Annotated in this window: 29 protein-coding genes and 1 pseudogene; 8 read left to right on the top strand and 22 right to left on the bottom strand. The window is 50.3% G+C overall.

What is annotated here, in order from left to right:
• Nucleotides 1-42: 42 nt before the first annotated feature.
• Complete coding sequence (locus VSQ83_RS11635; protein WP_326427708.1) at nucleotides 43-705, bottom strand: reverse transcriptase domain-containing protein; 663 nt, start codon at nucleotides 703-705, stop codon at nucleotides 43-45.
• A gap of 35 nt (nucleotides 706-740) precedes the next feature.
• Complete coding sequence (locus tag VSQ83_RS11630; protein ID WP_326426815.1) at nucleotides 741-896, bottom strand: hypothetical protein; 156 nt, start codon at nucleotides 894-896, stop codon at nucleotides 741-743.
• Between the two features lie 349 nt (nucleotides 897-1,245).
• On the opposite strand from VSQ83_RS11630, the gene VSQ83_RS11625 reads away from it, so the two are divergent.
• Complete coding sequence (locus tag VSQ83_RS11625; RefSeq protein ID WP_326426813.1) at nucleotides 1,246-1,716, top strand: anti-virulence regulator CigR family protein; 471 nt, start codon at nucleotides 1,246-1,248, stop codon at nucleotides 1,714-1,716.
• A 616-nt stretch (nucleotides 1,717-2,332) separates the two neighbouring features.
• Complete coding sequence (locus tag VSQ83_RS11620; protein ID WP_326426811.1) at nucleotides 2,333-3,790, top strand: TrkH family potassium uptake protein; 1,458 nt, start codon at nucleotides 2,333-2,335, stop codon at nucleotides 3,788-3,790.
• Between the two features lie 135 nt (nucleotides 3,791-3,925).
• On the opposite strand, the gene crcB (VSQ83_RS11615) is transcribed toward VSQ83_RS11620, so the two are convergent.
• From crcB (VSQ83_RS11615) to VSQ83_RS11545, 14 genes and pseudogenes are all read right to left on the bottom strand, one after another.
• A complete protein-coding gene (gene crcB, locus VSQ83_RS11615) occupies nucleotides 3,926-4,330 on the bottom strand; it encodes a fluoride efflux transporter CrcB (RefSeq protein WP_095023947.1) in 405 nt (134 codons plus the stop codon).
• 16 nt (nucleotides 4,331-4,346) lie between these two features.
• A complete protein-coding gene (gene crcB / locus VSQ83_RS11610; protein WP_095023946.1) occupies nucleotides 4,347-4,727 on the bottom strand; it encodes a fluoride efflux transporter CrcB in 381 nt (126 codons plus the stop codon).
• A gap of 387 nt (nucleotides 4,728-5,114) precedes the next feature.
• Entirely contained in the window at nucleotides 5,115-6,170 is a 1,056-nt protein-coding gene (locus VSQ83_RS11600) for an ArsO family NAD(P)H-dependent flavin-containing monooxygenase (protein ID WP_240882138.1), read from the bottom strand.
• Nucleotides 6,171-6,335: 165 nt separating this feature from the next.
• On the bottom strand, nucleotides 6,336-7,049 hold the full coding sequence (gene arsH, locus VSQ83_RS11595) for an arsenical resistance protein ArsH (protein ID WP_326426808.1): 714 nt from the start codon (nucleotides 7,047-7,049) through the stop codon (nucleotides 6,336-6,338).
• A 46-nt stretch (nucleotides 7,050-7,095) separates the two neighbouring features.
• Nucleotides 7,096-7,566 (bottom strand): arsenate reductase ArsC, encoded by a 471-nt coding sequence (locus VSQ83_RS11590; RefSeq protein WP_326426806.1) that lies wholly within the window; start codon nucleotides 7,564-7,566, stop codon nucleotides 7,096-7,098.
• A 16-nt stretch (nucleotides 7,567-7,582) separates the two neighbouring features.
• A complete protein-coding gene (locus tag VSQ83_RS11585; protein WP_326426804.1) occupies nucleotides 7,583-8,866 on the bottom strand; it encodes an arsenic transporter in 1,284 nt (427 codons plus the stop codon).
• Nucleotides 8,867-8,891: 25 nt separating this feature from the next.
• Nucleotides 8,892-9,248 carry a metalloregulator ArsR/SmtB family transcription factor gene (locus VSQ83_RS11580; RefSeq protein WP_133075661.1) on the bottom strand — a complete coding sequence of 119 codons (357 nt, stop codon included), beginning with the start codon at nucleotides 9,246-9,248 and terminating at the stop codon, nucleotides 8,892-8,894.
• Nucleotides 9,245-9,648: pseudogene (locus VSQ83_RS11575) on the bottom strand (arsenate reductase/protein-tyrosine-phosphatase family protein). Before VSQ83_RS11575 ends, VSQ83_RS11580 begins: the two are co-directional and overlap by 4 nt.
• A gap of 230 nt (nucleotides 9,649-9,878) precedes the next feature.
• Entirely contained in the window at nucleotides 9,879-10,376 is a 498-nt protein-coding gene (locus VSQ83_RS11570; RefSeq protein WP_326426802.1) for an exonuclease domain-containing protein, read from the bottom strand.
• A 152-nt stretch (nucleotides 10,377-10,528) separates the two neighbouring features.
• Nucleotides 10,529-10,828 carry a hypothetical protein gene (locus VSQ83_RS11565; protein ID WP_326426800.1) on the bottom strand — a complete coding sequence of 100 codons (300 nt, stop codon included), beginning with the start codon at nucleotides 10,826-10,828 and terminating at the stop codon, nucleotides 10,529-10,531.
• A gap of 671 nt (nucleotides 10,829-11,499) precedes the next feature.
• A complete protein-coding gene (locus tag VSQ83_RS11560; protein ID WP_326426798.1) occupies nucleotides 11,500-11,868 on the bottom strand; it encodes a hypothetical protein in 369 nt (122 codons plus the stop codon).
• A 49-nt stretch (nucleotides 11,869-11,917) separates the two neighbouring features.
• Complete coding sequence (locus VSQ83_RS11555) at nucleotides 11,918-12,322, bottom strand: DUF6957 family protein (RefSeq protein WP_326426796.1); 405 nt, start codon at nucleotides 12,320-12,322, stop codon at nucleotides 11,918-11,920.
• A gap of 102 nt (nucleotides 12,323-12,424) precedes the next feature.
• A complete protein-coding gene (locus VSQ83_RS11550) occupies nucleotides 12,425-12,874 on the bottom strand; it encodes a hypothetical protein (RefSeq protein ID WP_442800228.1) in 450 nt (149 codons plus the stop codon).
• Between the two features lie 135 nt (nucleotides 12,875-13,009).
• The gene (locus VSQ83_RS11545) at nucleotides 13,010-13,561 is read right to left on the bottom strand and encodes a hypothetical protein (RefSeq protein ID WP_326426792.1); all 552 of its coding nucleotides are present in this window, start codon (nucleotides 13,559-13,561) and stop codon (nucleotides 13,010-13,012) included.
• Between the two features lie 254 nt (nucleotides 13,562-13,815).
• On the opposite strand from VSQ83_RS11545, the gene VSQ83_RS11540 reads away from it, so the two are divergent.
• A complete protein-coding gene (locus VSQ83_RS11540; protein WP_326426790.1) occupies nucleotides 13,816-14,283 on the top strand; it encodes a helix-turn-helix domain-containing protein in 468 nt (155 codons plus the stop codon).
• Between the two features lie 119 nt (nucleotides 14,284-14,402).
• Here the strand turns inward: VSQ83_RS11540 and VSQ83_RS11535 are convergent, their stop codons facing one another.
• Genes VSQ83_RS11535 through VSQ83_RS11520 form a run of 4 tightly spaced genes read right to left on the bottom strand, consistent with a single transcriptional unit; the run spans nucleotide 14,403 to nucleotide 20,609 of the window.
• Entirely contained in the window at nucleotides 14,403-14,912 is a 510-nt protein-coding gene (locus VSQ83_RS11535) for a hypothetical protein (protein ID WP_326426788.1), read from the bottom strand.
• Nucleotides 14,912-17,023, bottom strand: coding sequence for a tyrosine-type recombinase/integrase (locus VSQ83_RS11530; protein ID WP_326426786.1), 2,112 nt, complete (start codon nucleotides 17,021-17,023; stop codon nucleotides 14,912-14,914). The genes VSQ83_RS11535 and VSQ83_RS11530 overlap by 1 nt, the downstream gene beginning before the upstream one ends.
• Nucleotides 17,020-19,380: a site-specific integrase gene (locus VSQ83_RS11525; RefSeq protein WP_326426784.1), complete on the bottom strand. Its 2,361-nt coding sequence runs from the start codon at nucleotides 19,378-19,380 to the stop codon at nucleotides 17,020-17,022. The genes VSQ83_RS11530 and VSQ83_RS11525 overlap by 4 nt, the downstream gene beginning before the upstream one ends.
• Nucleotides 19,377-20,609 carry a tyrosine-type recombinase/integrase gene (locus VSQ83_RS11520; RefSeq protein WP_326426782.1) on the bottom strand — a complete coding sequence of 411 codons (1,233 nt, stop codon included), beginning with the start codon at nucleotides 20,607-20,609 and terminating at the stop codon, nucleotides 19,377-19,379. Before VSQ83_RS11520 ends, VSQ83_RS11525 begins: the two co-directional genes overlap by 4 nt.
• Nucleotides 20,610-20,751: 142 nt before the next feature.
• Here VSQ83_RS11520 and VSQ83_RS11515 point away from each other — a divergent pair, with 142 nt between their 5' ends.
• On the top strand, nucleotides 20,752-21,525 hold the full coding sequence (locus VSQ83_RS11515; protein WP_326426780.1) for an oligosaccharide MFS transporter: 774 nt from the start codon (nucleotides 20,752-20,754) through the stop codon (nucleotides 21,523-21,525).
• On the opposite strand, the gene VSQ83_RS11510 is transcribed toward VSQ83_RS11515, so the two are convergent.
• Nucleotides 21,486-21,725 carry a hypothetical protein gene (locus VSQ83_RS11510; protein ID WP_219262204.1) on the bottom strand — a complete coding sequence of 80 codons (240 nt, stop codon included), beginning with the start codon at nucleotides 21,723-21,725 and terminating at the stop codon, nucleotides 21,486-21,488. The genes VSQ83_RS11515 and VSQ83_RS11510 overlap by 40 nt on opposite strands.
• A gap of 7 nt (nucleotides 21,726-21,732) precedes the next feature.
• On the opposite strand from VSQ83_RS11510, the gene VSQ83_RS11505 reads away from it, so the two are divergent.
• The 4 genes from VSQ83_RS11505 (at nucleotide 21,733) to VSQ83_RS11490 (ending at nucleotide 25,507) form a co-directional block, all read left to right on the top strand.
• Complete coding sequence (locus VSQ83_RS11505) at nucleotides 21,733-22,866, top strand: carbohydrate porin (protein ID WP_219262205.1); 1,134 nt, start codon at nucleotides 21,733-21,735, stop codon at nucleotides 22,864-22,866.
• A 120-nt stretch (nucleotides 22,867-22,986) separates the two neighbouring features.
• On the top strand, nucleotides 22,987-23,985 hold the full coding sequence (locus tag VSQ83_RS11500; RefSeq protein WP_326426778.1) for a LacI family DNA-binding transcriptional regulator: 999 nt from the start codon (nucleotides 22,987-22,989) through the stop codon (nucleotides 23,983-23,985).
• A gap of 316 nt (nucleotides 23,986-24,301) precedes the next feature.
• Nucleotides 24,302-24,685: a nuclear transport factor 2 family protein gene (locus VSQ83_RS11495; RefSeq protein ID WP_133079174.1), complete on the top strand. Its 384-nt coding sequence runs from the start codon at nucleotides 24,302-24,304 to the stop codon at nucleotides 24,683-24,685.
• A gap of 234 nt (nucleotides 24,686-24,919) precedes the next feature.
• Nucleotides 24,920-25,507: a flavin reductase family protein gene (locus VSQ83_RS11490; protein ID WP_133079175.1), complete on the top strand. Its 588-nt coding sequence runs from the start codon at nucleotides 24,920-24,922 to the stop codon at nucleotides 25,505-25,507.
• Between the two features lie 62 nt (nucleotides 25,508-25,569).
• Here VSQ83_RS11490 and VSQ83_RS11485 read toward each other — a convergent pair whose 3' ends face one another.
• Nucleotides 25,570-26,673, bottom strand: coding sequence for an alkene reductase (locus VSQ83_RS11485; RefSeq protein ID WP_133079176.1), 1,104 nt, complete (start codon nucleotides 26,671-26,673; stop codon nucleotides 25,570-25,572).
• Nucleotides 26,674-26,765: the final 92 nt, after the last annotated feature.

Genomic DNA, 26,765 nt, shown 5'->3' with positions numbered 1-26,765 from the left:
GGCAGTTACCTGCCGCCCCCGCCCAGATCCGTACGTGCAGAACTACCGCATACGGCTCCTGCCTTGGGTACGTGACGCGAAGCGATCCTCAGGGTAAGGATGTGCATTTCTAGGTCTAGGTATGTAGAGGTCGGCAAGGCGTCCGTAGCGTGACCATTGAAGCCGATGACGCTGGCTGCGACGTTTGAGGGCTTGCCGCCATAGACGGCATACCGCCAGACGAAAACCACCAAGACGTATCAGGTTTCCCGGCACCGCGTGGTAGTTGAAGTACCCAGTGACAACTCGGTTAAGCCACTGACCCACGACTCGAACAGGCTCGTGACGTCGGCGCTTCAGCTCATCCCGAACAGCCAGCAGCGTCGCACGCATTCGCTTCTTGACCGTCAGCCGCAGTATTTGAAACCCACCACTTCTGTTGGTACTACAGCAGTGTGTGAAGCCCAGAAAATCAAACGTCTCCGGTTTACCTAAACCTCGCTTTCTACGATTTTTCGCAGCAAAACGACCAAATTCAATTAGCCGTGTCTTCGAGGCGTTGAGGGATAAACCGAACCTGGCCAAGCGCTCCTGCAACTGAACCAGAAACTGCTGAGCCCGCCATTGCGTCCTGAAACCCACCACGCTGTCATCCGCGTAACGCACAATGATTACATCGCCACGGGCGTGGCGCTCGCGCCACTGCCTTGCCCATGAATCCAGCACGTAGTGAAGATAGATATTCGCCAGTAACGGCGATATCACTGCGCCTTGCCTTCTGCTTCGCTTAACAGCATCGGCATCCCGAATTCCTGATTACGCGACTCAATGGCTGGCCCATCGGTTTCCCCTGTCAACGCTTCACCTTGCACCTCACGGTGCAACATGCATGACTCGGGGTCTGGTTGATTCGCCATTTCTTACCAGTATCGAACTTTCATCGACTATCCTCCGCCAGCTTTAACTGGCGCACTAAGCGTCCGGCAAAAGCATCTGGACAACTTCTTAAGCCAGATTCAAATTGTCTTGAACCCATGCCAGACGCTTACCTTGCCAGCGCTATTAGTCACGCTGATGCCCGATCCTCCTGATTCCTTGGAAGCATCCTTCAGCTTCAGAAATCCATCCTTGATGCGCAGCACGGCCTTCTTTTAGTTAGTAGTATTTCTATGCGGTAATCCGCCATGGCTTCCAGGCCTTGCAACCCGCATCGTGAATAGCGTCTAAAGTTCAGATATATCCCGCCCCCCCCTGAAGGAACGACTCATGCACAGATCACGCTCATTGGTTGCCGCGTTAACATGTCTTGCGCTGGTCTGCGGCTCAGCAAAAGCATTGGCCGATCCTAGTAATGGAAAGGGGCAGGGAAACGGCAAGGGAAACCAGCAAAACAGCCAAGTCCATGGCAATCAGGCCGGCCAGGGAAGCAAAGGCAAAAACTCAGGGGGCGGCGATTGGAATCACGGCCCAAGTATCAATCGGGGAAGCATTCTTGGGATTGTTGGCGGATATCGGGACTACTGGAGTCCAGGCCCTGCTTTGCCACCCGGCATTCAGAAAAACCTCGCTCGCGGCAAGCCTCTTCCACCAGGTATCGCGAAAAAGCTAGATGGTCGATTGATCGGCAGGCTGCCGCATTATGATGGATACGAATGGCAGCAGGCGGGCACCGACTTGATACTCGTCGCACTAGCAACCGGGCTCATTTACGAAGTGCTCAACGGGGCTTTTGATTAATGCCTGAATGGCGACTGCGGTTTCAGTGCCGGCCCCCATGTCCACGGGCTCGGTGGCGAGCCAGATGGAGTCGATGCTGATCATCGCAGCAGCTCTCGTAGGAGAGCGGAACACGCCGCTGCATTTTCTGCCGGCCAGCTCACAGCGACTACGCCTTTTGAATGAGGCACTTCGATCAGGATCGTGCAGGGAAGGACTTGATGCACCGCTGCCGATGGCGGCGTCTTTACCGGAATAAAGGCACTTTTAAGCGCCACATTTTTTTGCGTACGCACCCGAATCCATTTATGGACGAGGTTGGCATTGAGGTTGTAGGTCAAGGCAACATTGACAATCGAGGTGTCAGGCTGCGCACACTCGGCAATGACTTAGGCCTTGAAGGATTTAGAATAGGAACGGCGTTCTTGTGACATGGGTGTCCGCTTAATTTAGGTGGAAACCATCGCCTTAAGCGATGGCATCAGGGAGGTGTATTGCCCGGACGGTTACCGCCAACGTCCGCAAGATGCTGGTGTGGGCTGCTGCCCTAATTTATTAAAGATTTTACGAAAATTTTACAACCCCTAAAGATGGAGCATCCAATACTGCACTGCGCTAATTCATCAGGCTATTTTATATGTCTCTCGCAGGACTACGGCTTATCGGATTCATCTTAGGCATTTTTCTAATCACGCTAGCTATAAGCATGATTATCCCAATGATCACACTGGCGGTCTATGAGCGGGATGGTGGCGATCTTTCAGCTTTCCTGTGGTCTAGCTTAATCACATCTGTCTGCGGCCTTCTGTTGATCGCACGAGGACGCCCAGATACCGCCCAGCTTCGTCCCAGGGATATGTACCTGCTAACTACTGGCAGTTGGGTTGTAGTGTGTATCTTCGCATCGCTGCCAATGGTGTTTATCAGCGACATCAGTTACACCGATGCATTCTTTGAAACAATGTCGGGCATCACAACTACAGGGTCAACGGTACTCACTGGCTTGGATACCGCTTCACCGGGATTATTGATCTGGCGCTCAATGCTACATTGGCTCGGAGGTATAGGCTTCATAGGCATGGCTGTAGCGATCCTACCGCTGTTGCGGGTGGGTGGCATGCGTCTCTTCCAGACAGAGTCCTCAGACTGGTCGGAAAAAGTAACGCCTCGCTCCCATGTGGCCGCCAAATACATCCTCTTTCTCTACTTGGGACTCACGGGGCTCGGAGCGCTAGCTCTTTGGGTCGCTGGAATGACGCCGTTTGAAGCGGTCAACCACGCCATGTCATTGATCTCAACTGGAGGATTCTCGACTTCGGACTCTTCACTGGGGCATTGGACGCAGCCAGCGATCCACTGGGTAGCTGTGGTCATCATGATTCTGGGTAGCCTACCGTTTACCTTGTATGTTGCGACATTGCGCGGCAACCGGCGTGCGCTGATTAAAGATCACCAAGTACGTGGATTTATTGGATTCTTGATTGTGACCTGGCTGGCCGTAGGGACATGGCTCTGTTATCACAGCGATTACGGATGGTGGGATGCGTTTCGTATCGTCGCAGTCAACGTGACCTCTGTGGTCACTACTACCGGAGTTGCTGTTGGCGATTACACGCTCTGGGGGAGCTTTGCAGTTCTTTTGTTCTTCTATTTGACCTTTGTTGGAGGATGTTCGGGCTCCACAGCTGGGGGCCTCAAAATCTTCCGTTTTCAGGTTGCTGCGACTTTACTGATAGGTAGCTTAAAGCAACTAATCCATCCAAGATCCGTGATTCAGAAGAAGTACAATGGCCATCCAATTGACGAGGAAATACTACGCTCGCTTTTGACTTTCTCATTTTTCTTCAGCATCACCATTGCAATTATCGCCTTAGGACTTGCCTTGATCGGCCTGGACTGGACAACGGCATTGAGTGGCGCGGCTACTGCGGTGTGTAACGTGGGCCCTGGAATTGGCACCATCATCGGGCCTGCTGGTAACTTCTCATCATTACCCGACGCAGCAAAATGGTTGCTCACCATCGGCATGCTACTGGGCCGATTAGAGATACTCACTGTACTGGTACTTATCACACCCGTTTTTTGGAGGTACTAATGATGATTAAGAAAGTGGCCATCTAAGATTCTGGTTGGTTAGATTTTAGCCAACCCAGCATGAAGCCCGGAGGGCTACAAATATACGAAATAAAAAGCCCTCAATACTCAAGGGCTATTTATGTATCAGGAACGTTTAGTGCGAAGAGTCCGCTGCTGGTATTGGCGAGACCTTGGCCCCGGCTACGAGGCCCAACTCCACTGCAGCAAATCCGATGACTAGACTGAGCACTAGATAACTGATGGACACGAACACACTGGCGGGATCTTTCATCATCTCCACGGCGCCAAAGACAAAGCTTGAGAACGTCGACAGGCCGCCCATGATCCCGGTGCCTACCATGACGTGTACGTATTGATTGATCCGGTTGCTCTTGAACAGCGACGTGGCCACCCCCAGCAGGAAGGCGGCGACGATATTGACGACAAAAATATCCATGGGAAAGCCGTCGGCCAAGCGCGGCACTGACAGCATGACAAATTCGCGGCACATGGCGCCAAACGCGCCGCCGACGAAAATCAGAATAATCATGTTCAACATGGTGTTTGCTCCTGTGTCAGCGCGCCAGCCAGGCGCCGAATGCGGCGGCGGCCAGACCGACCAGTACCGAGATGATCAGATAACCTGCCGCCCATGCACGATCCTTCGCCTTGATCAGTTTGGAAGCATCCAGCTGCATGCTACTGAACGTTGTGTAGCCGCCAAGAATACCAGTGAGCACGGCAGCACTCAGGAAGTCGCCGTAGCGGTCACGCCAGTCAACGGTAAACAGAATGCTCAAGTAGCCGATCACAAAGGCGCCACTGACGTTGATCAAAAACGTGCCCAGCGGGAATGATCCCTTATAGATCTGCCCCACCCGCAGTCCGATCCACCAGCGCAGCAAAGACCCCAGCCCGCCCCCCAATCCGACCCAAAAAACATCCAGCGCAGTCATGAAGTTCCCTCTCGTGCCAGTTGATAATTTCAGGGAACTCTAGTTGATAAAAACCGCGTAGACATGAATGAGGCATCAATCGATAGGACACGTCGCCTGCATGGTAGGCAAGCCAGTACCGACATAAGTGGGACTGTACAGCCCTGTCCGCCCTCTTGCTTCAAAGCAACCGTTTCGGCTGAAAATATAGAAAAGTGGCGTGACCGCAACAGAAACCCGTGTTTATAAGGAGGCGCCACTTAGGGCTTAAGGTCGTAAAGTCCAAGGTATGAGGCTGACCCAATCAACGCTCATTGAGCATCTTCTGCGCAGAAGTACTGATAGTGGGCATTGATTCCCAAGCTTAAAGTCGCGTCATAGTAGGTGCGCTTGATCTACTACGAACCATCAGGCTACGCCCGCGAGATAGCTATGCACTTGTTTGACCACATCTCGTGCAGTACGGGTCACGCCGATTAATGTTGCAGAAGCGAGCCCCGTCCAATCGCCGTAACCCACCAGCCATAAATTGGGTAAATCAACACTTCGGTTTTCGTCCACTGCTACTTTGCCGTCCTGGCCTACAAGGCCTAGGTTGGTAAGGTGGTCTAGCGCTGGAAAAAACCCGGTGCACCAGATAACGACATCCACCGTCGTCTCATGTCCTGACGGCCATACGACACCTGTCGGAGTAAAATGAGTGAACGGTCGTACCGCGTTCAGCACACCGCGTTCACGAGCCTCTTTTACCGATGGAACCATAACGATATCACCTAGCCCACCTATGAGTTCTTTAGGTTCTGAGCCCTCCTGCTGGGCTTTCAATCGAGCCGTAGCTCGTTCGAACAGGACGCGGCCGTCAACCTCATCAGGCAGAAACCTTGGGACTTCTTGAGTCACCCAGGTTGCCTGGGCTACTTTGGAAACCTCGGCGTAAATCTGGGCTCCCGAGTTCCCCCCGCCCACGACAAGGACGGTCTTTCCCTCAAACCTATTCGGGCCTACATAATGAGCGGAATGAAGCTGCTGTTCTAAAAACAACTCCTGCCCTAAATAACTTGGAATGAATGGACGGTTCCAAGTGCCTGTTGCACTGATGACCGCTCTGGCATCCCAATATCTATCCCCCGAAACAACGCGCAAACCGTCTTCAATTCTCTCAACACGGGATACCCACGTAGAACGAATGATGGGAAAGTTGTATCGCTTTTCATACTGAGTCAGATAATCGACAACATCGTCACGGCTAGGCGTTTCTTCCGACACAGCAGGCATAGGCCAGCCTGCAATCGAACTCCATGAAGACGGAGAAAATAGTCGGAGTGAATCCCACCCATGCTGCCATGCGCCTCCTGGCGCCGGGTCTGCATCAAGTAGCACGTATGACATACCTGAACGCTTCAGAAAATAGGCGGTTGCGAGTGCGGATTGGCCGCCGCCAATTACTACGACATCAAATTTCATATTTGGATTCACCGCTATTACTCCATGCTCATTCTTTCAGCTTCATTTGCGTCGGTTCAGCCCCTGCAGCCATTGTTGAGGATCAACGCCAAGGTGTTGCGAGAGGTGCCACACTCCGGTTCTAACAGATCGTGATCTGACTCATGCAATTCCCACGTAATGACACTAAATAGAGCGCTGATTGACACGCTCGGACAGCTCTTCTGCGGACTCTTTGCGCTCGGAATATCTATCAACAAGATAGTCCTGGCGATCCCTCAGAAGTAGGGTGAACTTCATAAGCTCTTCCATTACGTCCACTAGACGGTCGTAGTACGAGGACGGCTTCATCCGGCCTGCCTCATCAAACTCGGTGAACGCCTTGGCCACCGAAGATTGGTTGGGGATAGTGAACATACGCATCCACCGACCCAGTACCCGTAACTGATTGACCACGTTGAAAGATTGCGAACCTCCACACACCTGCATCACGGCAAGAGTCTTCCCCTGCGTAGGACGTACGGCGCCCATTGCCAGCGGAACCCAGTCAATCTGTGCCTTGAAAACTGCACTCATGGAGCCATGACGCTCTGGGGAACACCATACTTGTCCTTCAGACCACTGCATCAGCTCGCGCAGCTCTGCGACCTTTGGGTGAGTCTCCGGAGCATCGTCTGGCAATGGCAAACCCGATGGGTCGAAGATTTTGGTTTCAGCGCCAAACCCCTCCAGCAATCGGGCTGCTTCCTGAGTTACCAACCTACTAAAAGAGCGCTCACGTGTTGATCCATAGAGAAGCAAAATTCGAGGTTTATGGAATGACGGCGTGCGCGGTTCCAGTTGCTCTAGCGAAGGGATGTCGATCAGGTCGTCGTGTACGTTCGGCAATGTCTCTTGCATATAAACTCCTGCAACGGTGCCAAGCTGGCACCGCCTCTGTTGATCTTTAAAGCGTACCGATACGGTTCAGTTCAGCCTTGAGCTCGTCAGCGCTCATGGTTTGCAGCGGCAGCGCAAGGAACGTGACAACACGCTCACGAATTTTGTCGAGAGTGACGTCAAACGCCGCCGTAATCTCGGACTCTGTGCCTTTGGCTTCGGACGGGTCGGCCAAGCCCCAATGCGCCTTCAAAGCTGGCCCGAAAAAGATTGGGCACGCCTCTCCCGCAGCCCGATCACAAACGGTAATAACGATATCTGGAGGGGAGCCTTCAAAAGCATCCGAAGCCTTGCTACTCAATCCCACCGTGGAGATACCGACCGCCTCCAGCGTTTGCAAAGCTCTTTGATTCACTCGACCACTGGGAAAGCTACCCGAGCTAACCGCTTCTACGCCTTCAGGTGCTAGGTGGTTGAACAGCGCCTCAGACAGAATGCTTCGGCAGCTGTTGTGGGTGCACATAAACAAGACTTTCATCAAATAATTCCTTGATTCAGAAACTGAGGCGCAATGCCAGGGCGCACAGGGTGACGACGAGGATAGGTAAGGTCAGCACTATCCCTATTTTGAAGTAGTACCCCCAGCTGATTTTGATGCCCTTCTTGGCCAGTACGTGCAGCCACAACAGCGTTGCAAGGCTACCAATAGGAGTGATCTTCGGGCCCAGATCGGCGCCGATGATATTGGCGTAGACCATTGCTTGCTGGACGACGCCATCGACCTCGGCGGCATGAATCGACAATGCACCTATCAGAACGGTGGGCATGTTATTCATTATCGACGACAGGAATGCTGTTAGCAGCCCTGTACCCAAGGACGCGCCCCAGATGCCATAACCTGCGAATACGTTCAGGATCTGCGCGATATGTTCAGTCAGACCAGCGTTCTTCAGGCCGTAGACGACCAGATACATACCCAAAGAAAAAATCACTACTTGCCACGGAGCCTCTTTGAGTACCTTGCCTGTGTTGATGGCATGGCCACGAGCTGCGATGACATAGAGGATGAATGCGCATACCGCCGCAATGGCGCTTATCGGCACCCCCAACGGCTCGATGACGAAGAAGCCAATCAAGAGCAGCGCTAACACCCACCAACCGGCTACGAACGTGGCACGGTCGTGGATTGCTTCACTTGGACTGTCCAGTTGATTGAGGTCGTAGGTTGTGGGCAGATCTTTGCGAAAGAACCACAACAGCATGGTTAATGTTGCCGCCACGCTGACAATGTTTACAGGCACCATGATCGAGGCATATTCATTGAAGCCAATACCGAAGTAGTCGGCAGAAACGATGTTGACTAGGTTGGAAACCACGAATGGCAAACTCGCCGTATCGGCAATAAAACCTGCGGCCATCACAAATGCTAGCGTTGCAGCGGGAGAAAAGCGCAACGCCAGCAGCATCGCAATCACGATGGGCGTGAGTATGAGTGCCGCACCGTCATTGGCGAATAACGCCGATACCGCCGCGCCTAACAAGATGAACAATGCGAAGAGCTTACGGGTGCTGCCAGCCCCCCATCGCGCGACATGCAACGCAGCCCACTTAAAAAATCCTGCCTCATCAAGCAGCAGGCTAATGATGATGACCGCTATGAATGTCCCGGTGGCGTTCCAGACGATGCTCCAAACCACGGGAATATCCCCAATGGTAACGACATCCGTAAGCAGAGCCACGCCAGCACCCATCATGGCGCTCCACCCTACACCAAGCCCCCTAGGTTGCCAGATGACAAGCACGATGGTGGCTATGAAGATCAATACGGCAATCAGCATTTCAGTAACCCGGGTTGGACGTGAATTAGCTACACACGGCCTGATTGATAGGACGGCCGTTCATACCGCATAGGCGTTTTGCCTCGGTTTCCAACCACTGCTGATTGGCATCGACAACCTCTTTCAAAACGGTAGTTACCCAGTCAGGTAAGCCTGGGTGTAATCGGTAATACACCCACTGGCCTTGACGACGATCCATCAGCAGACCGGATGAGCGAAGCAACGCCAAGTGGCGAGAAATTTTGGGCTGACTCAAATCGAGTGCTGCCGTAAGTTCGCAGACACACAGCTCCCCTTCATTAACAACGAGCAACGTAATTTTGGTTCGAGTGTCGTCTGCCAAGCACTTGAATAGCGTTGTTGGGTTCATGGGTTCTGTCATAAATCCTCCTGGTGTTTGGTCTTAACCAAAACGAAGAGCTTGATGCGCTCATGGATGTCATGGAGCGTATGGCGAAATGCTGCGGGGTCATTGCTGATCACCGGATCAGGGAAATCCCAAGCGATAACCTCACTGACGCCGGGCATAGAAAGGCACTCGCTTGCGGATTTGTCACAAAGAGCGATGACGTAGTCAAATCGTTCAGTGCGAAACTCATTTATAGACTTGCTGCGCAGGCCGGTTGCATCTACTCCAACAGCCGCCGATCAATATGAGTTGGCTCAAAGCCTGCACTGAAGGCCTCGACGCGCTAATCAGGGTGCCTAAGCTATGCCTCGGCAAACTGAGAAAGGGCAGAGTTGGCAATACCGACGCAAAGCATTTTGATCGCAATGTTCATTGTTGATCTCGCCATATACGGAGAAACAAATATACGCTTAATTGAATATTCGATAAAGCGTATATGAGCTCTTTTTTGTCCCATATGGAAAGTCAGAGTCTAATGTGTGGGGGGGGCTTCGCGAAACTGAAGAGTTAGACAATGCTATGACGTTCTATGCCTACCTGAGGTATGTCATCAAGCGTGTAGCCCACGTCATCGAGCTTGTGATCTGCCTCAGGAATGCACCTCTATAGTGACAAAATAAGCCGGGGGGCCAAGATCTTGAAAAGCTCTGCAAGCATCCGCGCGTCTAGCAACGCGTGGTGTGGCGTATCAGATAGCTCTACCTGTACTAGGGCTTCCGCATTTACCTGATTGAAAAAGCTTGTAAGGTTGGTCGGTTGACGCACAACCTGGGCTGGCAAAGGTTGATGATCTGCACAAACGAGATAACGGAAGAACTCCCAATCCCAATGTGGTGCATCTGAACACACCTCAAGTTCCTCGTCGAAGCAGCTTAGAAACCTTCGAAGCGAGGATCGAGCTTCGACAAGCGACTGACCATATCGCAGAGGATCGAGCTGCGGTAAAACGTTTTGGATGACAAAATCACTGCACTCCTCGTCCGAATAAGTATCCGTCAGTTCAACATAGAATTCGTCGCCTGACTCCGACACCAGCGCTAGAGATATCAGCTTCGAGTACCGATTGAGCTGGGTGAATTCGCAATCTAGGAATATCTTCAACGCTCTTTCCTTTTCAACGAATCAGTAGCGATGCCTGTCTTTGGAGCCGTTCTTATTCCACTAGTTACATTATCGATGAATTTGCGAGGAGCGTGACTACCAGGTCGGCTGCGTAAGATAAGGCGCTGCATTTGTGATTTGACGCTGGGCTGTCAGTCGTCCCCCCAGGGATCGAATTTTTCTCCATACCGAGCGTGTAAGGCGCGATTGCGCTCGATCCGCCTAATCCACGGATCGTAGTCTATGGGCAACGCTGCGAGCTTAGCGCTGATGATCATTTGCACCGTTTCGTCACGCAGTAACCTGCTGGTCAGCTCACGGTATTCGCCACGCGTAACCACACCATAAACGGCGTAATTGTCTTTTACGTAGAGGTCGGTTATTCCCACCCGCAAATGACCATATTTTTCTACGTCATCGGGGTAGATGTCCTCTAGGCTGAGGTATCCCATGCCGAACTCCTAGCTGAGAATTTACTCGCTAAATAGTACTGCCTGTATTCTCCACAATGCTCAAAGACGCCACAGATAGCGTGTAACAGCATTAAAATTCGGCCCTTCGTGCCTGCGCCTAAAAAAACCAGCTAACAGCAGGCGATAGAGTGTGCGCATGATAGCCTCGGCTCAGTCATCACTGTTCTGAGAACCCATCTTGAGCACAGCCACCGTACCCAACGATTTCAACACACTGATCAATGCACCAAAATTTTCGGACGACCCAGTTGGTCGGCATCAAATGAAGCGGTGGCAGCTCATCGCAGAAGACATTTACAGAAGCACTTCCACAGAGACGTTGCTCGAAGCTAGAGGCAGAGCTGAAGGCTACATCCATGGCCTTGTGGACGCTGGGCATCTGTCGACGAGAGATACCAACCGTGACTACCTAATTTTGAGCATTGTCCAACGGAGGCGTGATTTTTTGCAGAAACTGCTGAACGACTTTGGCTATTAAACCAAGGCGAGCCATGAACCCATCCGATGGAAGAATGAGTTTCACCGGATAGCGGCAATTTGAAGCGCTCCGCACATCTAACTCGGAGCGCTGCTGATCAAAACCGTAATAGCCATCCAGCGCTCATCAACTGCCATGCAGTCATACCTCCCCTACGCCAGAGATCAAGCATTCAATCTTCTGATTCGAGACGATCACACGACCGAAGCAATTTAAGAAAGCTAAGTCGCCCGCCCCCACGCTTGAAGCTACCAACGATGTAATTTCCCTCCCCCGTTTCCAAAAGCCAGAAACGCCCTTCTTTCCATGCCCTTTGAATTTTCGTCGTGCAAATGATTCCGCCATTGGCTATTCGATACTCCTCGTCGTCCTGGAGATGATCGAAGAATACGCCTAGGCACCTGTCTTCTATGATCACCGCATCGCTGATAAAAGCTGTAATGGCTACGGTGTATTTTCGAAGACTTGCCTGTACAAGACGACTCAGTTGAAAGTCACTGAGATACTTACTATGAAATTCGACTTCGATGATTTCTGGCATCCGGCCAAAGCTCCAAAATGACTCAAGCTGTATTTGCGGCCGTCATTACTTAACCGGCTTTCATAGAGAAAGCGGCACCTATACTGGCCTCTTTTCTAAGGCCCACCCCACAAAGGAGGTAGACTGTACTCTTGGTTTCAAACATGCAGCCTTCAGTGAAGGATTTTCCGAAGTTACTACGTACCCACATGGTTGGCTGGAAACGACCTTTACTGTCTAAGACGATTTCATGAGCGAAAAGTGTCGCGGGAAATAGACCGAGCCCAGTGAGCTTTTCTTTCTCATCAGAGTTAACTGTCAGGTCGATCAAAATCCATTGCCGCACTACGCAAAATGCTTTCCCTGGGAAGATTTTTGCGGACAACGCAATCAGCTCATCTTCAGTGCCTTGCCAGCCAGGCATCTCCTCGCCTGCGCCGTAAAGCAGCTGGGAAATTTCTTCTAATGTAACCATGTAAATTTCTCGAATTCGTTCGCAGTGAAATTCGGTTCTCTGAGTTATCACTGAGAGACGGCTCATCAAATCTCGATCAGAAAATCCGCATCGAAACCGGTTTTAGGCAGCGATCAAGTGCGCGGCAAAATCATCTCCAACGTGATCCAGCACCGGGGCATGGTGGCTAACTACAACAGTTTTGCCATCAAATGGTTTGTCCAGTTCCTGCGTGAGCCACGCATAAGCTACTTCTGATCTAGCGATCAAGTCATCGGGACGAAGGCGCCGGTATCTCTCATCTGTTCTGATGACGGTGAAGTCGTTCATCCATACCCAAGCGACTCGCTTCGCGGCATTAACCTCTCCAGTCGCCGAGTAATCTGTCCATGCTGTTGTGACCAAAAACCTAGCTTGATTCAAGATCATGACTTCGTTTTCGAGGACGTGGACATGTGGTGCTGCCGCCTCTTTCATCTTCCGAAGCGTGTGATCAATGTGGCCACCGTAAAACTCGTGATTGCCGCATGCGTAGATCACAGGGCAGTGGAATGTGTCGTTTGCCCATTTCACTCCCCCGTGTTTTGATGCCGATGTCGCCGGCGAGAATCACTACGTTTGCGTCGGTTGAAGCGAGTTCGAATGGGGGAAATTCGATGTGCAGATCTGAAAAAATTCTTAGCTTCATAGGATATTCTTCGCCTCGAACTATTCCGGAATATTAGGTATCTGCCCTAGGGGGCATTCAGGAACCGTCGGTGCGTTACGATTGAGGTCTTCGTAGATGATTGTCACTTCAGTGAGCAGACTTCTATCGTTCCTACCATCAGTCGACGTGCTGTAAACCACTCCGCACTCTACTTTATGAAGCAACACATACTCGCCGGTATGGTCGTATCCAGCGATCAACTCGATCAAGGTCTCCATACGATCCACAGAAGTGGAGTTCATCCAAGGCGGTGTTATGACCTGTACGACCTCAACCGAACTGGTTTTGCTATCCGTGAGAATTTCGACCAAGACAGAGGCGCTAGTCGATATCAATTTCTCAATGCGGTGACCCGAACCTTCGTAGATCCTGCGTACGACTTGATACCAAGGATCCATCGATTGCTGTTCAAGCATTCGCCAAGCCATTTGCCCGCTTCCAAAAAGCCCAGGAAAGCGAAATGAGTAAGACTCATCTGAGATAAACATTTTTGATACTCGTTTGTGGTGCGCGAATGAGGCAACCCGCTTGAATTTTGCTTCCATGCCCATTTAACAATCAGCTCGCTGTTTACATGACCGACAGAAAGTCTCGCGTTTGCTGGATTTGATCGCGTCAATACATCGAATACGTTTACGATCCTTCGAGCTCAATTAGTTCAATGCGAAGCTCCTCAGGACGCCTGGACGCAGATGCAACGGCAACTCAACAAGCTTTCAATCGGCCATTTCCAGAATAATAACATCAATCGACGTTTATCTAAACACTTCGAGTGTGGCCCTATCTTCACTATTTAGGGACGATCATGTCACTCAAGAAAGAGATTGCCGCAACGATCCGTGTAGTCCGGTCGGTGCGCGGGCTGGCATATGAAGACTTGGCGCCTGTCACCGCGCGCTCGAACATCAGCGCGCTCGAACGCGGAAAAATCAACATCACCATTGATAAATTGATCGAGCTATCCACCCCCCTAAAACTTGACCCCGTGGCCCTTCTAGCCATCAGTATCTCGTTGGGCAAAGGAGAGTCCCCCGAAGCGGCTTTGGAACGAGCCCGTGTCGAGTTGGAGATTTTTCGATCAGAAGGCGGTTTGGATCATCTTGCAACGCACATAGTTAACGATACGCTTTTGCAGCGCTCTCGTGGGAAGCCGGAGGGCTCCAAGAATGCTCAGTCCATCAAAGAGCTCAAGGCTGCAGGATTAACCCGAAAAGAGGTTATGGTGAGGCTCGGGCTATCTCGGTCTACAGTGTATGGGCATTGGAAGACATAAAAAGGTGGCCGTTTATACTAATGAATAGGCCTATCTCACCATAGGCGAGACAAGCTCTATACGTCCAATCTGTAAAGTCACTTCTCAGAACACATCTTATAGCAGGGTTTGGAGCACCATTACTCCGGCTGCACTTGAGCTTCAGCTTCCAGAAGCTCAATTACCCCTTTGAGCTGTTGAATTTCTCTGTTTAGCTCAGCAATAGTGACTTCCTGCGCACTACAGCACTCAATATAAAAACCCGAAGATTCCATAAATTTCTTGCTTTCTTGCTCTTTGCTGAAAAAGCGATCCTCAGCATCTTTGGCTTGTCTAAACCAATAGATGACCTCAAGTCGGCTTTTCTCAAGCTTATCATTTAAGATGCTGACCGGATCTTCACGAATCGCGATCTTTAACTGACGGGCAGCAGCCACCCGGCGACGTTGATCTTTGATGTCATTTAACTGCTCCTGAGGCCAAACCCTCTGGCTGATTGTATTCCTATGAACACCAGTCAATCGTGCTAACTCTGCAATAGTCGCCCGTAATGAGGAGTTCGACCGAATAGACTTCACACCAATGAGTAGGATTTGCGTAATTTTCTCGAAATCCTGCTTATTCCTTTGATCAAATGCCTTACCGCTCATTAGTCGATATCCTCGCCAAGATGCATGAGAACACTTTCAGCCTCATCTATAGCCGCAAGAATCTGCGCTCTGTTGTACATAGATGAAGGATTACTTAGTGATTTTTTGTTTTGTTTACGAACTTCATGCCATCGTCCAATATGAACTTTGGTAACGATCGCATTTTGACAACGCACGGGATTGCAACGCAGAGATCCAAGGCAAGGTACTGTTTCATCAAATTCTTCAGTTTCATTACCATAGCAGAACCCCGCACCCACATTAATTATTCCGAAGCCTTGCTCAGCCATTTGTTCAAAAATTTCATCTTTTGAGTACCCGGCTTCCATGTGCCCTTGGAAAAACTTTTGAATGCCCTCCACATGTTTTTTAGCCTGTATTCCCGCATAACTACCATCGGGATCAAATTGAGCTTTGATTGATTCTAGAGCAGCCTCGCGGTGTAAGGCTTGAGCCATGGGCGACGTTTTAGATTTACCTGCTGCAAGTTTAAGACCTATCTCACCGTAGCCTAAAGTTACCGAGCTAAAAGATTTGTTAGGATCAATGTCACCAATATTACTTTTGAAGTGTTTAAGTTGATGGGAAATAAAAGGAAGACCAACATCAGCCCTGAACAACTGATAAGCCAAGGTATGTCGCAAAGTGTACGGCGTATAATACTGCAACAGAGCTTCTAGTTGCTCACCACCGAGAAAGCGGCCAAAAAATCGAGCCATCATATTCGACAAACCAACAGATCCGTGTGCGAGTGATACTCCACCTGGAGGTACTGCTTTCATGCTTGAGAAAACGTAACTATTTCGCGTAATTCTCGCTAATATTTTTACTACGCTGATGGCATCCCGAACGATTGGAATAGCAATCCACCAATCATCAAACAACTTAGAGATCAGATCCTGATGCTTAAGAACATGACTACCAATAACATAATGACCGTTCAAATCTCGAATACAACTTTCAGCTTTAACTTCTGACAATTCGGAGGGACGCATACCTGTATACTGAGCAATAATATAACATGCGCTTTCATGCATATACATAATATACTCAAGAAACTCTTTATCTAAATCTACGTCTGACATTTTGTTAGCAGCACCTCGCTCCACAAACTGATCAGGGATTCGCCTAGACCAAAACTCTGGCAATACCTCATACAGGTTACTGGCGATGTCCACCGTACTGTAACCAGCAAGACGTAGCCGATTGATCACATATAAATCGAAAGTGCGCCGAGAAAGTCCATATACCTGAGCAAGACCATGCCCTTTTTCGTTTCTGCGACGGAGTGATTGTTCATCTATCACTTTCTCGGAAAGCGTATCTAGAAAGTCTACAATATTTAAAGAGGCCACCAAAGAAGCCTTCTCGAAAACAAGATTCGGTAAAACAAGACGAGGTCTCTCTTGGGCTTCATATTTCCTACTACCAAGCTTTTTCCAAGGAAGATTTGCTATATCAACAAATGGAACCTTCCCTCCAAAAACACGCTCTGCTAGAAAAGGTGAGCGAACCACAGTAAAAAAGGTATCGATAGTTCCATCGTAGGTGTTGTCAAATTTCTCTGACGCTTTGGTATAATGCTCGGCCTCAATATCCTTCAAGCCAAGAAAATTATCATTTACGAAAACTCGCCCATATTTAGCAGAGCACTCTTCATATAGAGCATCCACGAACGATAGCCCCCGTTTAAAAACCTGAATAACCGAGGAGATTTTTAACCGCGATTTCCCGGCACTAATACCAAGCTCTTGTGGAATCCAGAAGTAATTCAAAAAACCAGCCTTAAACTCCATCATAATTAACGGCGGAATATTGCTGAACTGGTTAAAGTTTATATACTGGGCAACTCCGCGCAAATCACGAGCAACGTTTGGATAGTCCAAATTAAAATCCCAAAGGGCATCTCCAAATTTCGATCGTAATGATACAGGCATTTCCAGCAAGTGTTGATGGTTAAAGCCTGCACCTAACAAGTTGACAAATGAGTCATGCTCAGATAGCTCCCCCGACGACCCAAGATTCATACTTGCCATTGCCTGCAAGTAACTAATCACTTCCAGCTTCCAAAACTGGAAAGATTCAAGCATCGATAGATTGACAAGATTCATAGTATGACCCCATCAACCAATACACTGGTTTCAATGAACTCTGACAAACGTCGAGCACTCTCTAACTGTTCGACACTAAAATTTGAGTGCTGAGGATCGAGAATCCTGGACAACATGGATAGATTCTCACGAATAGTTGTAAAATATGGTACCTCCATTGCAGGAACCAATTCCAGCATCAACAAATAATCACGCTGCATAGCGTATAGATCTGGCAAATTAACTTCTGCAATTATTACATTATTGCAAGAAATGCATTTATTATATAGCTGGCACGGTTTTTGAGGATTGTATGACTTGAGTTTCTTCAAATAATCTGGCGGATTCATTACGTCTCGGCAGGCAGCAAGAGGCGTCTTAAAAATAATATTAGAATCTGAGACTGTCTCTTCTGGCATAGAATGCACTTGAACTTTATCTGCGGAGAGAGCATTAGAATGAATAGATTGCAACGCAAGATCCAACTTGTCGCGCGCGACCTTGTTAAAATCAAGCTTATCTAGGTAGCCCAGGGTCGTTGCCATATGTTTATGACCTAGCATTAGTTGGATTTGTGGCAGCGGCACTCCATTCTCAATTAATTCACTTACCAAGCTCGGCCTAAACCGTGTAACCAGCATTTTCAGCGGCTCGCCACTATCACTCTTCAATTCATGTCGCTTTACAATGTTCTCAAGCATAAGAGCAGTAGTGTTGGCGTTCGCCGTCTCCAAAGACTTAACTTCGTCAAACATCCTACTGCTTGAAGAGCGAAATATGAAGAGTTTATTTTTTACTTTAGCTGAAGCTCCTGACCTAAAAGGCTCTGTAATAAGCTTTACATCTTCAAATATACTTTTAACTTCTTTTGCTTGCGAGATAGACAACCAAGTAATATCCGCGTGAAACAAGTCCATAAAATAGATTTTTTCGCCGTCGGAGCGCTCTTTCCAATAACGAAGATATGGCCTGCCTCCAACTTCGCTTTTCAAGACAAAATCTTCGACTCCAAGACTCATGATCGACTCAACATTCATTCCGGTGACTTGTGCAAGTCGCGCAACATAAGGGCCGAGCACGTTAGAGTCCCGTCGATAAAGTACGCCCCAACTCTCAAAGACCGTCTCCAAAGGAAGTCTTAATTGTGAAATGATCTTTATGAATGCCGATTCGTAAGGGTTCTCAGAAGTTTTAGATTGAAATCCGATAGGAACACAACCCAATTTGTTCTCAAAAATCCAGCGCGCGTTTTCCATAGTTCTTGAACCAGGCAATAGTTCGCCATTTTGGCCAAGAGGGTCAATTCCAACACCTGTTATTTCATAGGGTTTCAGGAGCGTACGAATCCGCTCAATGTCTGAGGCAATCGCCTTAGATATGCGATTTCGTTCAAAGGAAGAATATGGCCGATAAGTTTCCGTGTGCCGCCTAACCTTGAATCCCTCCGCTGCATAAAAGGATGAAAATGAGAGCCCGGGAAGTTGAACCGCCGTTTTTAAAGAGATCCTAATGGAACTCATTATAGAAGTTCCGTGACCGGTAGAAAGATCGCCCTTAAGGATTAGATCTTCTAAATATGCACGAACCTGTAATAGCAAGTACTCCCCAAGAACCTGCTCAAGCGGCTCATCACCGGAAAAGCCATAACTAACTAAGCACTTGCAGGCGTACGTCCATCCCACGAAATAATTATCTTGACCAGAGTAACTTTTCGACCCCATCGACGCAGAACTGAACAGATGTAAAAGACTGTAAAATGGCTTTTCTGGACTTGAACTCACAAGATCTTCAGCCGTTGAAAGTGTAATATTCCGCAATGATTCGAAGTCAGCATTTGCCCGATCAGTCTTTACTTTAATTTTAAGGGCATCGGTGGCAGCTCGTTCTTTTACTGTCATATAGTTATTATCAATTACACCTCGCTTGCGGAGATCATCCAAAATCTCGTTGAAGGTTTGCCTAGCAAGGGGGTACTTAATAACTGCGCTAACATAACCATCCAACTCTGCAATCTGAGTCAGATAATCACCTTTTTTTATAGTACCTCCAACAATTGGAATATTTAATTTAGCATCATCAGAAAGGCTCTCATACCAATTCAAAAGCCTTCTGCGCCATTCGCAGGCAATACCGCTATGCCCCACCACAATAATATCTTCTGCTATCATTGCGTCGATCAATGGTCGAGTCAGATGAATATAGGCCAGCGCCGTTGTCGTACCTATGCCGGCACCTTCAGATATTGACTTAATAGTGACAGCCATATTTTTACGAATATTTAGGGGGACTGCGAGTAGTTTCGCTCGACTACTCATAACGTTATGTACCCAAGCATCAATCAACGCTTTAGTTCGAGCCTTTTTCTTCGCTTGGTTCATTTCTTAGCCCTTGCATCGATTGACAGTTTAGTCTCAGAAAACAGCTTCTCCATATCCACCGCTTTGGAGGCGGCCTCAAGGTTCGTACCACAAACCGCATTCAGAAGACTCGGAGGAATTTGGGTGTACATTTCTGTCGATTTAAATGATGCATGCCCCATAGATACCTTTAACATACCCAAGCGCTCCAAATAGTCGTCCCCGATATCTTTGCTATTTAGCAGTGCATATGCATAACCATGACGAAGCTTGTGCGGCGAGATTGATTTCTCGAGTTTGAGTTGCCGTATTGCACGTTTCGAAACACGAGCGAGTAAAGCGCTGATTGAATTTGCGGTGTAAGGTTTCCCATGAGCATTTAAGAAGGCAGGTGCCTTGTCTTTAGGGAATATTCGGCTGTGACGCTTGTAGATGGCGGAAGCATGATAGCGCTTGACACGTTCCAGTGTTGCTGGACTGACCATGCTCAAACGCTCTTTGATTTGGTCGCCACCACCCTTGCTTCCATTGATATGGAGCAAGTAGTAATTAGAAGGAACGCCTAATGATCTCGGTTCAAGCGGGGAGATGGCCTGCCCCAATCTAATTGCTTCATCAATTGAGAATCTTGTAACCCGTGAGACTTCAGAACGACGCACTCCACTATCAAAAATGAATTGAAGTAAGCACCGCTCACGCTCATGTGGTGTCGACTCAATCAATACTTTGAGCTCAGGCAATGAGCAAGATTTTACTATTTTCGATTTTGGGGCAGGCGAGATCAGACCAGCCTCATACGGGTTATCTATTCGAAAGGCTGGACGGTCATCACGTGCGATACACAGAAACTTTGAAATAAACGATAAAATCGATGCATCCCGATTGCGAATAGTCTTCGTACCCAACTCATCGTCGTGCATTTCTGAGACGTATTTCAGGAGAACTGGACGTCCAACATGCAGAAATTTATCGTCAAGCTGCCATGACCTGAGTTCTTGCCGGCTATCCAGGAAATCTTGGCAGTAGCTCAGATTCCTCCCATAGGTGAGAGCTGTCTTTAAAGCGAAGGACTTGGCATCCACCTTCTCACTGAGAAACAGCGAAATTAGCGGAAGTAGGCGTTCATTTTTATCGAATACGCCCGCCCCAGTGACGGTTACGACCCCCTTAAGATCATCGCCCTCCTCGCCCTCTTTGAGCATGGAGTCGCCCAAATCTAGGAATTTGCTTCTCACAACCACTACCGTCATTTGCCACCCCTTTTTAAGAAAATCACTCGAACTATACACAATGTGCAGATCTGATGGTCACGATAAACCTCTGCATTAGGTCAACCCCTCACACCAAACCATTACGTAATGTGCGTTTTTCGATAGGGGTTATAAAAACATCATGTTCTACATGAGCACGGCTTCCGGCATCATCTTTCTGCTGATTCTGTTTCGCATGGACCTGGGCAAGTATTGCGACTCAACATCCCGGACTGCCAAGGCGTTTGCCAACCCGTTGCGGGTGAAGGATTTCTGGGTGCTCATGACCCTGCCCCGCTTCTGGGCATTCGGCCTGTTCATGACCGGGGTTTGCGGGATTTACGCGGTCTATGACCAACAGTTCCCCGTGTACTTTTCCTCCTTTTATCCGAACCCGGAAGACGGGATACGCGCCTACGGCTATCTGAATTCCTCACAGGTCTTCGTTGAAGCGCTGTGCATGCTGTTCGCGCCCTGGCTGGTATCGCGGATCGGAGCCAAGAATGGCTTGATCCTCACAGGCACCATCATGTTCGTGCGCATTTTGGGGTCCGGAGTGGCCGTGGATGTGTGGGTGATAGCCAGTTGCAAAATGTTGCATGCCCTCGAAGTGCCGATCTTGCTCGTCTCCGCATTCAAGTACATTGCCGGTAATTTCGATTCGCGCTTGTCTTCGACCATCTATCTCGTGGGCTTCCAGGCTGCCCAGTCGTTGACCGCCATGTTCCTGGCCCCCGTCGCCGGGTATGGCTATGACCATATTGGATTTTCCAGCGTGTACGTACTGATGGCGGGAGTCGTGGGCGTTTGCCTCCTGATCTCGTGCTTGACCTTGCGCTCGGAGTCTTCTCGAACCCCCTGCTCCACCGTCCCGGATCACGCGCCTTCACCACCGGCCACGACAGCAGTCGTGTAGCGGCGGTGCCTTTGCGCACTAAAAAGCAGAACGTTGAGCATTGAACGTCGCTGGGCTTGCTCGCGCAGCACACAAAAACAAAAAATCGCACGCCCACCCATTCCTTGGGCAAGGGAAAGTGCGTCCATAACTTGATTGGGCACGGCCATGAAAAAGAGTTTAGTTGTTTGTTTACTGGGCATGTTTTCTTCGTCGGGCATGGCGGATATGACCTGGACTACGGAACACGGCGATTTGAAAGTTTACGGCGATGTAGAGTTCAACCTTGATGCCGCCAGTAGTGCGGGTCAGTTGACGTCGTTCAAAACCGATGACAATAAAGACTGGCGTGTCGGTGACTCGGAAAAATGGGATATCAACGGGCGAATTCTTTTAGGACTCGATGGCTACCGCAAAGGCAAAAATGATCAGTTCGCCGGCTTTAGCGTTCAGCCACTGGTTAATGTGTCCGGGAACTTGAGTGCTGATGATGCGGCGTTCTTTTTTGGTCAGGAGAAAAACTGGAAAATCAAAGTTGGCCGTTTTGAAGCCTACGACATGTTCCCGCTTAACCAGGACACGTTCATCCAGTATTCGGGCAATACCTCCAACGACCTGTACAGCGATGGCTTCGGCTACATCTATATGATGAAAGAAGGACGTGGGCGCAGCAGCGGTGGCGGCGCGGTACTGCTGAGCAAGGAGGCAGGGCCGCTGTACCTCGAACTCAATACCCTGGTAAAGGACGGCACCACCCTGTTTGCCGACAATGGCTATCACGGCAATGTGCTGGAAAATGAAAAAAATGCAGCCTACGTCCGGCCCGTCGCCGCGTTACGTTTCGACAAAGCCTCCATCGCGCTGGCGATGGAAACCAACATCGTCAGCAATGCGTATGGCTTTCGCGATGCCTCGGGAGATATTCAAGACCAGTCACAACGCACCGGATATGGTGCGACCTTTACCTGGAACTCATTAAAGGAGGATCCCTCCAACGGCATTGTCTTTAATATCAGCACGGCCTACATGAACGCCAAGGATGAAAAAGACTTCAGTGCCGGGAGCAATATATTGTGGCGCAACTTTGAACTCGGCTACATTTTTGCCAAAAATGATATTCAAGCGTTCAACATGAATGATCTGGTTGCCAAAGACGGTGTGGCAACTGTTCCTGGCCGGTATGACATTCACACGATCCACACGTCCTATCGCATCACCCATGTCATGGACATGGACAACTTCAATATTGATCTGGGTGCCTATTGGTCAATGCTCAACCTTCCCGATAACGATGGGAGTCGGGCAAATGACGACAGCGATCGTTATGGTGCCCGGGTGCGCTTCAAGTATTATTTTTTCTGACCTGAAACGGTCGAGCCGACGCGGGATAAAGACTCGGTCATTTACGTCACCATTGCCATGATGTCATGCTCTTGCCGGACATGACTTTCATGCATGGAGAAAACTCAATGGCATTCGTAAATGGCCTCGGTTAAAGATGTTGCACGGTTGGCGGGGGTTTCCCTGATGACCGTGTCTCGAGCGATCAACACTCCCGAAAAACTCAATGCCGAAACCCTGGCGACTGTCCGCCAAGCCATCGAGACTCTGGGCTATGTGCCCAATCTCTCCGCACGCAATATTCGCGGCGGGCATTTCAGCAGCAAACTGATCGGGGTTTTCGCCCTGGACACCGCGACGACCCCTTTCGCCGTGAACATGCTGCTGTCGCTTGAGCACACTGCACGGGAAAACGGCTGGAACGTCCTGATCATCAACGTGTTCGAAAGCCCACCGGATTCGCGATCCATCGATCTCATGCTGTCACATCGTCCAGACGGAATCGTGTTCAGTTCCATGGAACTGCGCGAGCTGGAGATACCTGAGGCGCTGCGCAGCTACCCGCTGGTGCTGAGCAACTGCATTAGCTCCAGCCCGGGTGTGGCGTGTTATGTCTCTGATGACGAAGAGGGTCAGTACCAGGCGGTGAGCCAGGCACTTCAACGGGGTTATCGGCGCCCGCTGTGCATTAATCTGCCCCGCCACAGCATTGCCTGGAAGTTGCGCCAGCAGGGCTTGTCACGTGCATTCACAGAGGCAGGCATCCCGTTGGACAGTGTGCTGCAATATGATTTGTCTGCGGATGACGAGTACCTCGAAACCATTGAAGCGCTCAAGGGACAATTGGGCGAGTCACCGGCAAAGCCGACCTTCGACCTGCTGGTGTGTGGTAACGACCGGATCGCCCTGATTGCCTATCAGTTCCTGCTTGGCCAGGGTTTGAGAATTCCGGCGGACGTTGCAGTGCTTGGCTTCGACAACATGATCGGAGTCGCGGAGTTGTTTTACCCGCCCCTGAGCACCGTGCAACTTCCCTATTACGAAATGGGCCGTCGTGCCGCCTTGCACCTGATCGAAAACAAGGATGAGCCCTTCACTCACAAGGTTCCCTGCCCCCTTGTCGAGCGCATGTCCTTGTAACGCTGCGTGCCGGTTTACCACCGGCGTTAAAACACGACCACGCAACCACACGCGCATTGCCCTTGGCACGAAGCTGCTCGTGCCCCCCCTTTATGCCCGTCCTTGGCGCCTTCCCGTGCTCTGCGGTGCTTCGCCTGCTCGCTGATGTATTGCCTGAACGGTAACCCGTTTGAGGCGAAGCCTTGCCATTTACATCACACCCGACGACCGCCCACGAAATCATTGGCACAAATTGTAGTGCTCGCTATAGAATAAACACATTTAAGTAGTGATCACTACATTAATGGTTGAGCGAACCCACAAACAGGACCCCATCATGAGCAATCCGACTTACGTGCAGGAATACAACGCAATCGTCGCCGTACTGAGCCAGTACAACGAAGGTGGCAAACACGCCAACAGCAGCATCATGAAACCTGCCTTCAGCGAGCAGGCCACGATCTTTGGCGTAGACGCCGAGAGCAAACTCACCGGCGGCCCGATTCAAGGGTTGTTCGACATCATCGACAACGCATTCCGCCCTTCCCCAGAAGCCCAGAGCGCAATCGTCAACATCGATATCGTCGGTACGGCTGCCAGTGCACGCATCGATACCAATGACATCTCCGGCTTCTGTTTCACCGACTTTTTCAACCTGCTGAAAGTTGAAGCCAAGTGGACCGTAGTCAGCAAGATTTACCACACCCACGTGGCCCCCTGATCCGTGCAGACGCATTCCCGAGGCGCGTAGACGCGGGTAAAAACCAGCGGGCGTAATAAGTGGCAAAGGTTAAATATAGCGCCCGGTTCGAAGACCGAATTGACCCCTGCCATCGGGTCGCTCATCGTAGGCGACCATGAAAGCCTTCAGCTTCACCTGAGCAGAACGGCTTCGGTTTAAACCTGAACGGCCCCGGTCCATTCATGGATTCGGGGCCTTTTTTCTGGAGTAACGATGGACGACTACATTGCCGCTGTACCCCTTGAAAAGGCCTACAGGCTGATCAATCACGGCCCTACCGTACTGGTATCTGCTCAGCACGACGGGGTAAAGGATGTCATGGCCGCCGCGTGGGCCTGCGCGCTGGATTTTTCACCGCCAAAAGTGACTGTAGTGCTGGACAAGATGACCCGGACTCGTGAGTTGGTAGAGGGCAGTGGCGTTTTCGTGATCCAGGTTCCAACCGTGGCCCAGCTCAAACTGACCAGTGATGTTGGCAGCATGAGTCTGTCCGATACGCCGGACAAACTGGCGAGGAGCGATGTCCAGTTATTCAGCATGCCCGGCCATGACCTGCCCTTCGTTGCGGGCTGTTCGGCGTGGCTTGCGTGCAAGTTGATACACGAGCCTCACAACCAGGCGAGTTATGACTTGTTTATCGGCGAGGTGGTGGGTGCCTGGGCAGACACCCGAGTCTTCAGCGATGGGCACTGGCACTTTGAAACCGCCCATCCGGACCTTCGCAGCCTGCACTACATCGCGGGAGGCCATTTCTATGCCATCGGCGAAGCATTGAGTGTGGAGGCCAAGGACGTCACGTGACGTCGCCAGCATTGTTGATCACGGTGTCGATCGATTTGGATATCGCGTTGATACAGCCGTGATCAGTAGCTGCCGACAGGCCAGTCGGTGTAGCCCTTGGCGCCACCACCGTAATAGGACTCCCGTGGTGCAATGGTCAGTTGGCTGTCACGACGCAAGCGCTCAACCAGATCAGGGTTGGAAATGAACAGCCGACCAAATGCAACTGCATCGATCTTGCCTTGGGCGCGACGCTCGATTGCCATCTCCAGGTCGTAGTTGTTGTTACCGATAAAGAAGCCATTGAACTGTGCGCTCAGGGCGTCCATGTCCACGCCTTCTGGCACTTCACGGGAAGTTGCAGTCGCCCCTTCAACAAAATGCAGGTAGGCGAGATTGAAGGCATTCAACTGCTGGATCAGGTAGCCGTGCAGTGCCATCACGTTGCTGTCCGGGGGGGTGTTACCGGCGTCGGGTGTAACCGGAGACAAGCGGATACCGACGCGGTCATTGCCCCAGATCTTGACGATCGCGTCTGTCACTTCCAGGGTCAGGCGTGCACGGTTTTCGATCGAGCCGCCGTAGTGGTCGGTTCGGTGGTTGGTCGAGTCGCGCAGAAATTGATCCAGAAGATAGCTATTGGCAGAGTGAACTTCCACCCCATCAAAACCGGCGCGCTTGGCATTTTCGGCAGCGCGTTTGTACTGTTCGATGATCCCCGGAATTTCATCGGTTTCGAGTGCTCGAGGCATCGACACCGGAACAAAACCATTCGCGGTATAGGTTTGACCTTCAGCCTGGATCGCAGAAGGTGCAACCGGCGCAACGCCGTCTGGCTGCAACTCTACGCTGGAGAAACGACCCACATGCCAGAGCTGGCTGACGATCTTGCCGCCCGCAGCGTGCACGGCATCGGTAACTTTCTTCCAGCCTGTAACCTGTTCATCGCTCCAGATGCCGGGCGTAGCGGCATAACCACGGCCTTGAGGAGAGATATTGGTGGCTTCGGCAACGATTAAACCGGCAGTGGCACGCTGCGCGTAGTACTCCGCGTGCATCTCGTTGGGGATACCGTCTTCGCCATAGCGACTGCGGGTGACAGGGGCCATTACGATGCGATTAGCCAGTTCAATGTCACCCATGGTGACGGGGGTGAACAAGTCGGTACGGTTACTGTTGTCTGTCATGGTCAACCTGAATTAATAGACCAGTTGTCTATTTAGATAATAAAAAGTCGCTTTGCCCTGGTCAGGGATCTTTAAGCGCTGCCTGGAATAGA

Origin of the sequence: Pseudomonas sp. DSV-1 (genome assembly GCF_035830915.1) — a bacterium.
GTDB lineage: Bacteria > Pseudomonadota > Gammaproteobacteria > Pseudomonadales > Pseudomonadaceae > Aquipseudomonas.
The sequence above is the reverse complement of the archived record's forward strand: the minus strand, read 5'-3'. Positions and strand labels throughout refer to the sequence as shown.

Excerpts from the sequence above, each read along its gene's own strand:
- VSQ83_RS11630 (WP_326426815.1), bottom strand. The coding sequence starts at position 896 with ATGGCGAATCAACCAGACCCCGAGTCATGCATGTTGCACCGTGAGGTG.
- VSQ83_RS11625 (WP_326426813.1), top strand. The coding sequence starts at position 1,246 with ATGCACAGATCACGCTCATTGGTTGCCGCGTTAACATGTCTTGCGCTG.
- VSQ83_RS11620 (WP_326426811.1), top strand. The coding sequence starts at position 2,333 with ATGTCTCTCGCAGGACTACGGCTTATCGGATTCATCTTAGGCATTTTT.
- crcB (WP_095023947.1), bottom strand. The coding sequence starts at position 4,330 with ATGTTGAACATGATTATTCTGATTTTCGTCGGCGGCGCGTTTGGCGCC.
- crcB (WP_095023946.1), bottom strand. The coding sequence starts at position 4,727 with ATGACTGCGCTGGATGTTTTTTGGGTCGGATTGGGGGGCGGGCTGGGG.
- VSQ83_RS11600 (WP_240882138.1), bottom strand. The coding sequence starts at position 6,170 with ATGAAATTTGATGTCGTAGTAATTGGCGGCGGCCAATCCGCACTCGCA.
- arsH (WP_326426808.1), bottom strand. The coding sequence starts at position 7,049 with ATGCAAGAGACATTGCCGAACGTACACGACGACCTGATCGACATCCCT.
- VSQ83_RS11590 (WP_326426806.1), bottom strand. The coding sequence starts at position 7,566 with ATGAAAGTCTTGTTTATGTGCACCCACAACAGCTGCCGAAGCATTCTG.
- VSQ83_RS11585 (WP_326426804.1), bottom strand. The coding sequence starts at position 8,866 with ATGCTGATTGCCGTATTGATCTTCATAGCCACCATCGTGCTTGTCATC.
- VSQ83_RS11580 (WP_133075661.1), bottom strand. The coding sequence starts at position 9,248 with ATGACAGAACCCATGAACCCAACAACGCTATTCAAGTGCTTGGCAGAC.
- VSQ83_RS11565 (WP_326426800.1), bottom strand. The coding sequence starts at position 10,828 with ATGGGATACCTCAGCCTAGAGGACATCTACCCCGATGACGTAGAAAAA.
- VSQ83_RS11560 (WP_326426798.1), bottom strand. The coding sequence starts at position 11,868 with ATGCCAGAAATCATCGAAGTCGAATTTCATAGTAAGTATCTCAGTGAC.
- VSQ83_RS11555 (WP_326426796.1), bottom strand. The coding sequence starts at position 12,322 with ATGGTTACATTAGAAGAAATTTCCCAGCTGCTTTACGGCGCAGGCGAG.
- VSQ83_RS11545 (WP_326426792.1), bottom strand. The coding sequence starts at position 13,561 with ATGGGCATGGAAGCAAAATTCAAGCGGGTTGCCTCATTCGCGCACCAC.
- VSQ83_RS11540 (WP_326426790.1), top strand. The coding sequence starts at position 13,816 with ATGTCACTCAAGAAAGAGATTGCCGCAACGATCCGTGTAGTCCGGTCG.
- VSQ83_RS11535 (WP_326426788.1), bottom strand. The coding sequence starts at position 14,912 with ATGAGCGGTAAGGCATTTGATCAAAGGAATAAGCAGGATTTCGAGAAA.
- VSQ83_RS11530 (WP_326426786.1), bottom strand. The coding sequence starts at position 17,023 with ATGAATCTTGTCAATCTATCGATGCTTGAATCTTTCCAGTTTTGGAAG.
- VSQ83_RS11525 (WP_326426784.1), bottom strand. The coding sequence starts at position 19,380 with ATGAACCAAGCGAAGAAAAAGGCTCGAACTAAAGCGTTGATTGATGCT.
- VSQ83_RS11520 (WP_326426782.1), bottom strand. The coding sequence starts at position 20,609 with ATGACGGTAGTGGTTGTGAGAAGCAAATTCCTAGATTTGGGCGACTCC.
- VSQ83_RS11515 (WP_326426780.1), top strand. The coding sequence starts at position 20,752 with ATGTTCTACATGAGCACGGCTTCCGGCATCATCTTTCTGCTGATTCTG.
- VSQ83_RS11510 (WP_219262204.1), bottom strand. The coding sequence starts at position 21,725 with ATGCCCGACGAAGAAAACATGCCCAGTAAACAAACAACTAAACTCTTT.
- VSQ83_RS11505 (WP_219262205.1), top strand. The coding sequence starts at position 21,733 with ATGACCTGGACTACGGAACACGGCGATTTGAAAGTTTACGGCGATGTA.
- VSQ83_RS11500 (WP_326426778.1), top strand. The coding sequence starts at position 22,987 with ATGGCCTCGGTTAAAGATGTTGCACGGTTGGCGGGGGTTTCCCTGATG.
- VSQ83_RS11495 (WP_133079174.1), top strand. The coding sequence starts at position 24,302 with ATGAGCAATCCGACTTACGTGCAGGAATACAACGCAATCGTCGCCGTA.
- VSQ83_RS11490 (WP_133079175.1), top strand. The coding sequence starts at position 24,920 with ATGGACGACTACATTGCCGCTGTACCCCTTGAAAAGGCCTACAGGCTG.
- VSQ83_RS11485 (WP_133079176.1), bottom strand. The coding sequence starts at position 26,673 with ATGACAGACAACAGTAACCGTACCGACTTGTTCACCCCCGTCACCATG.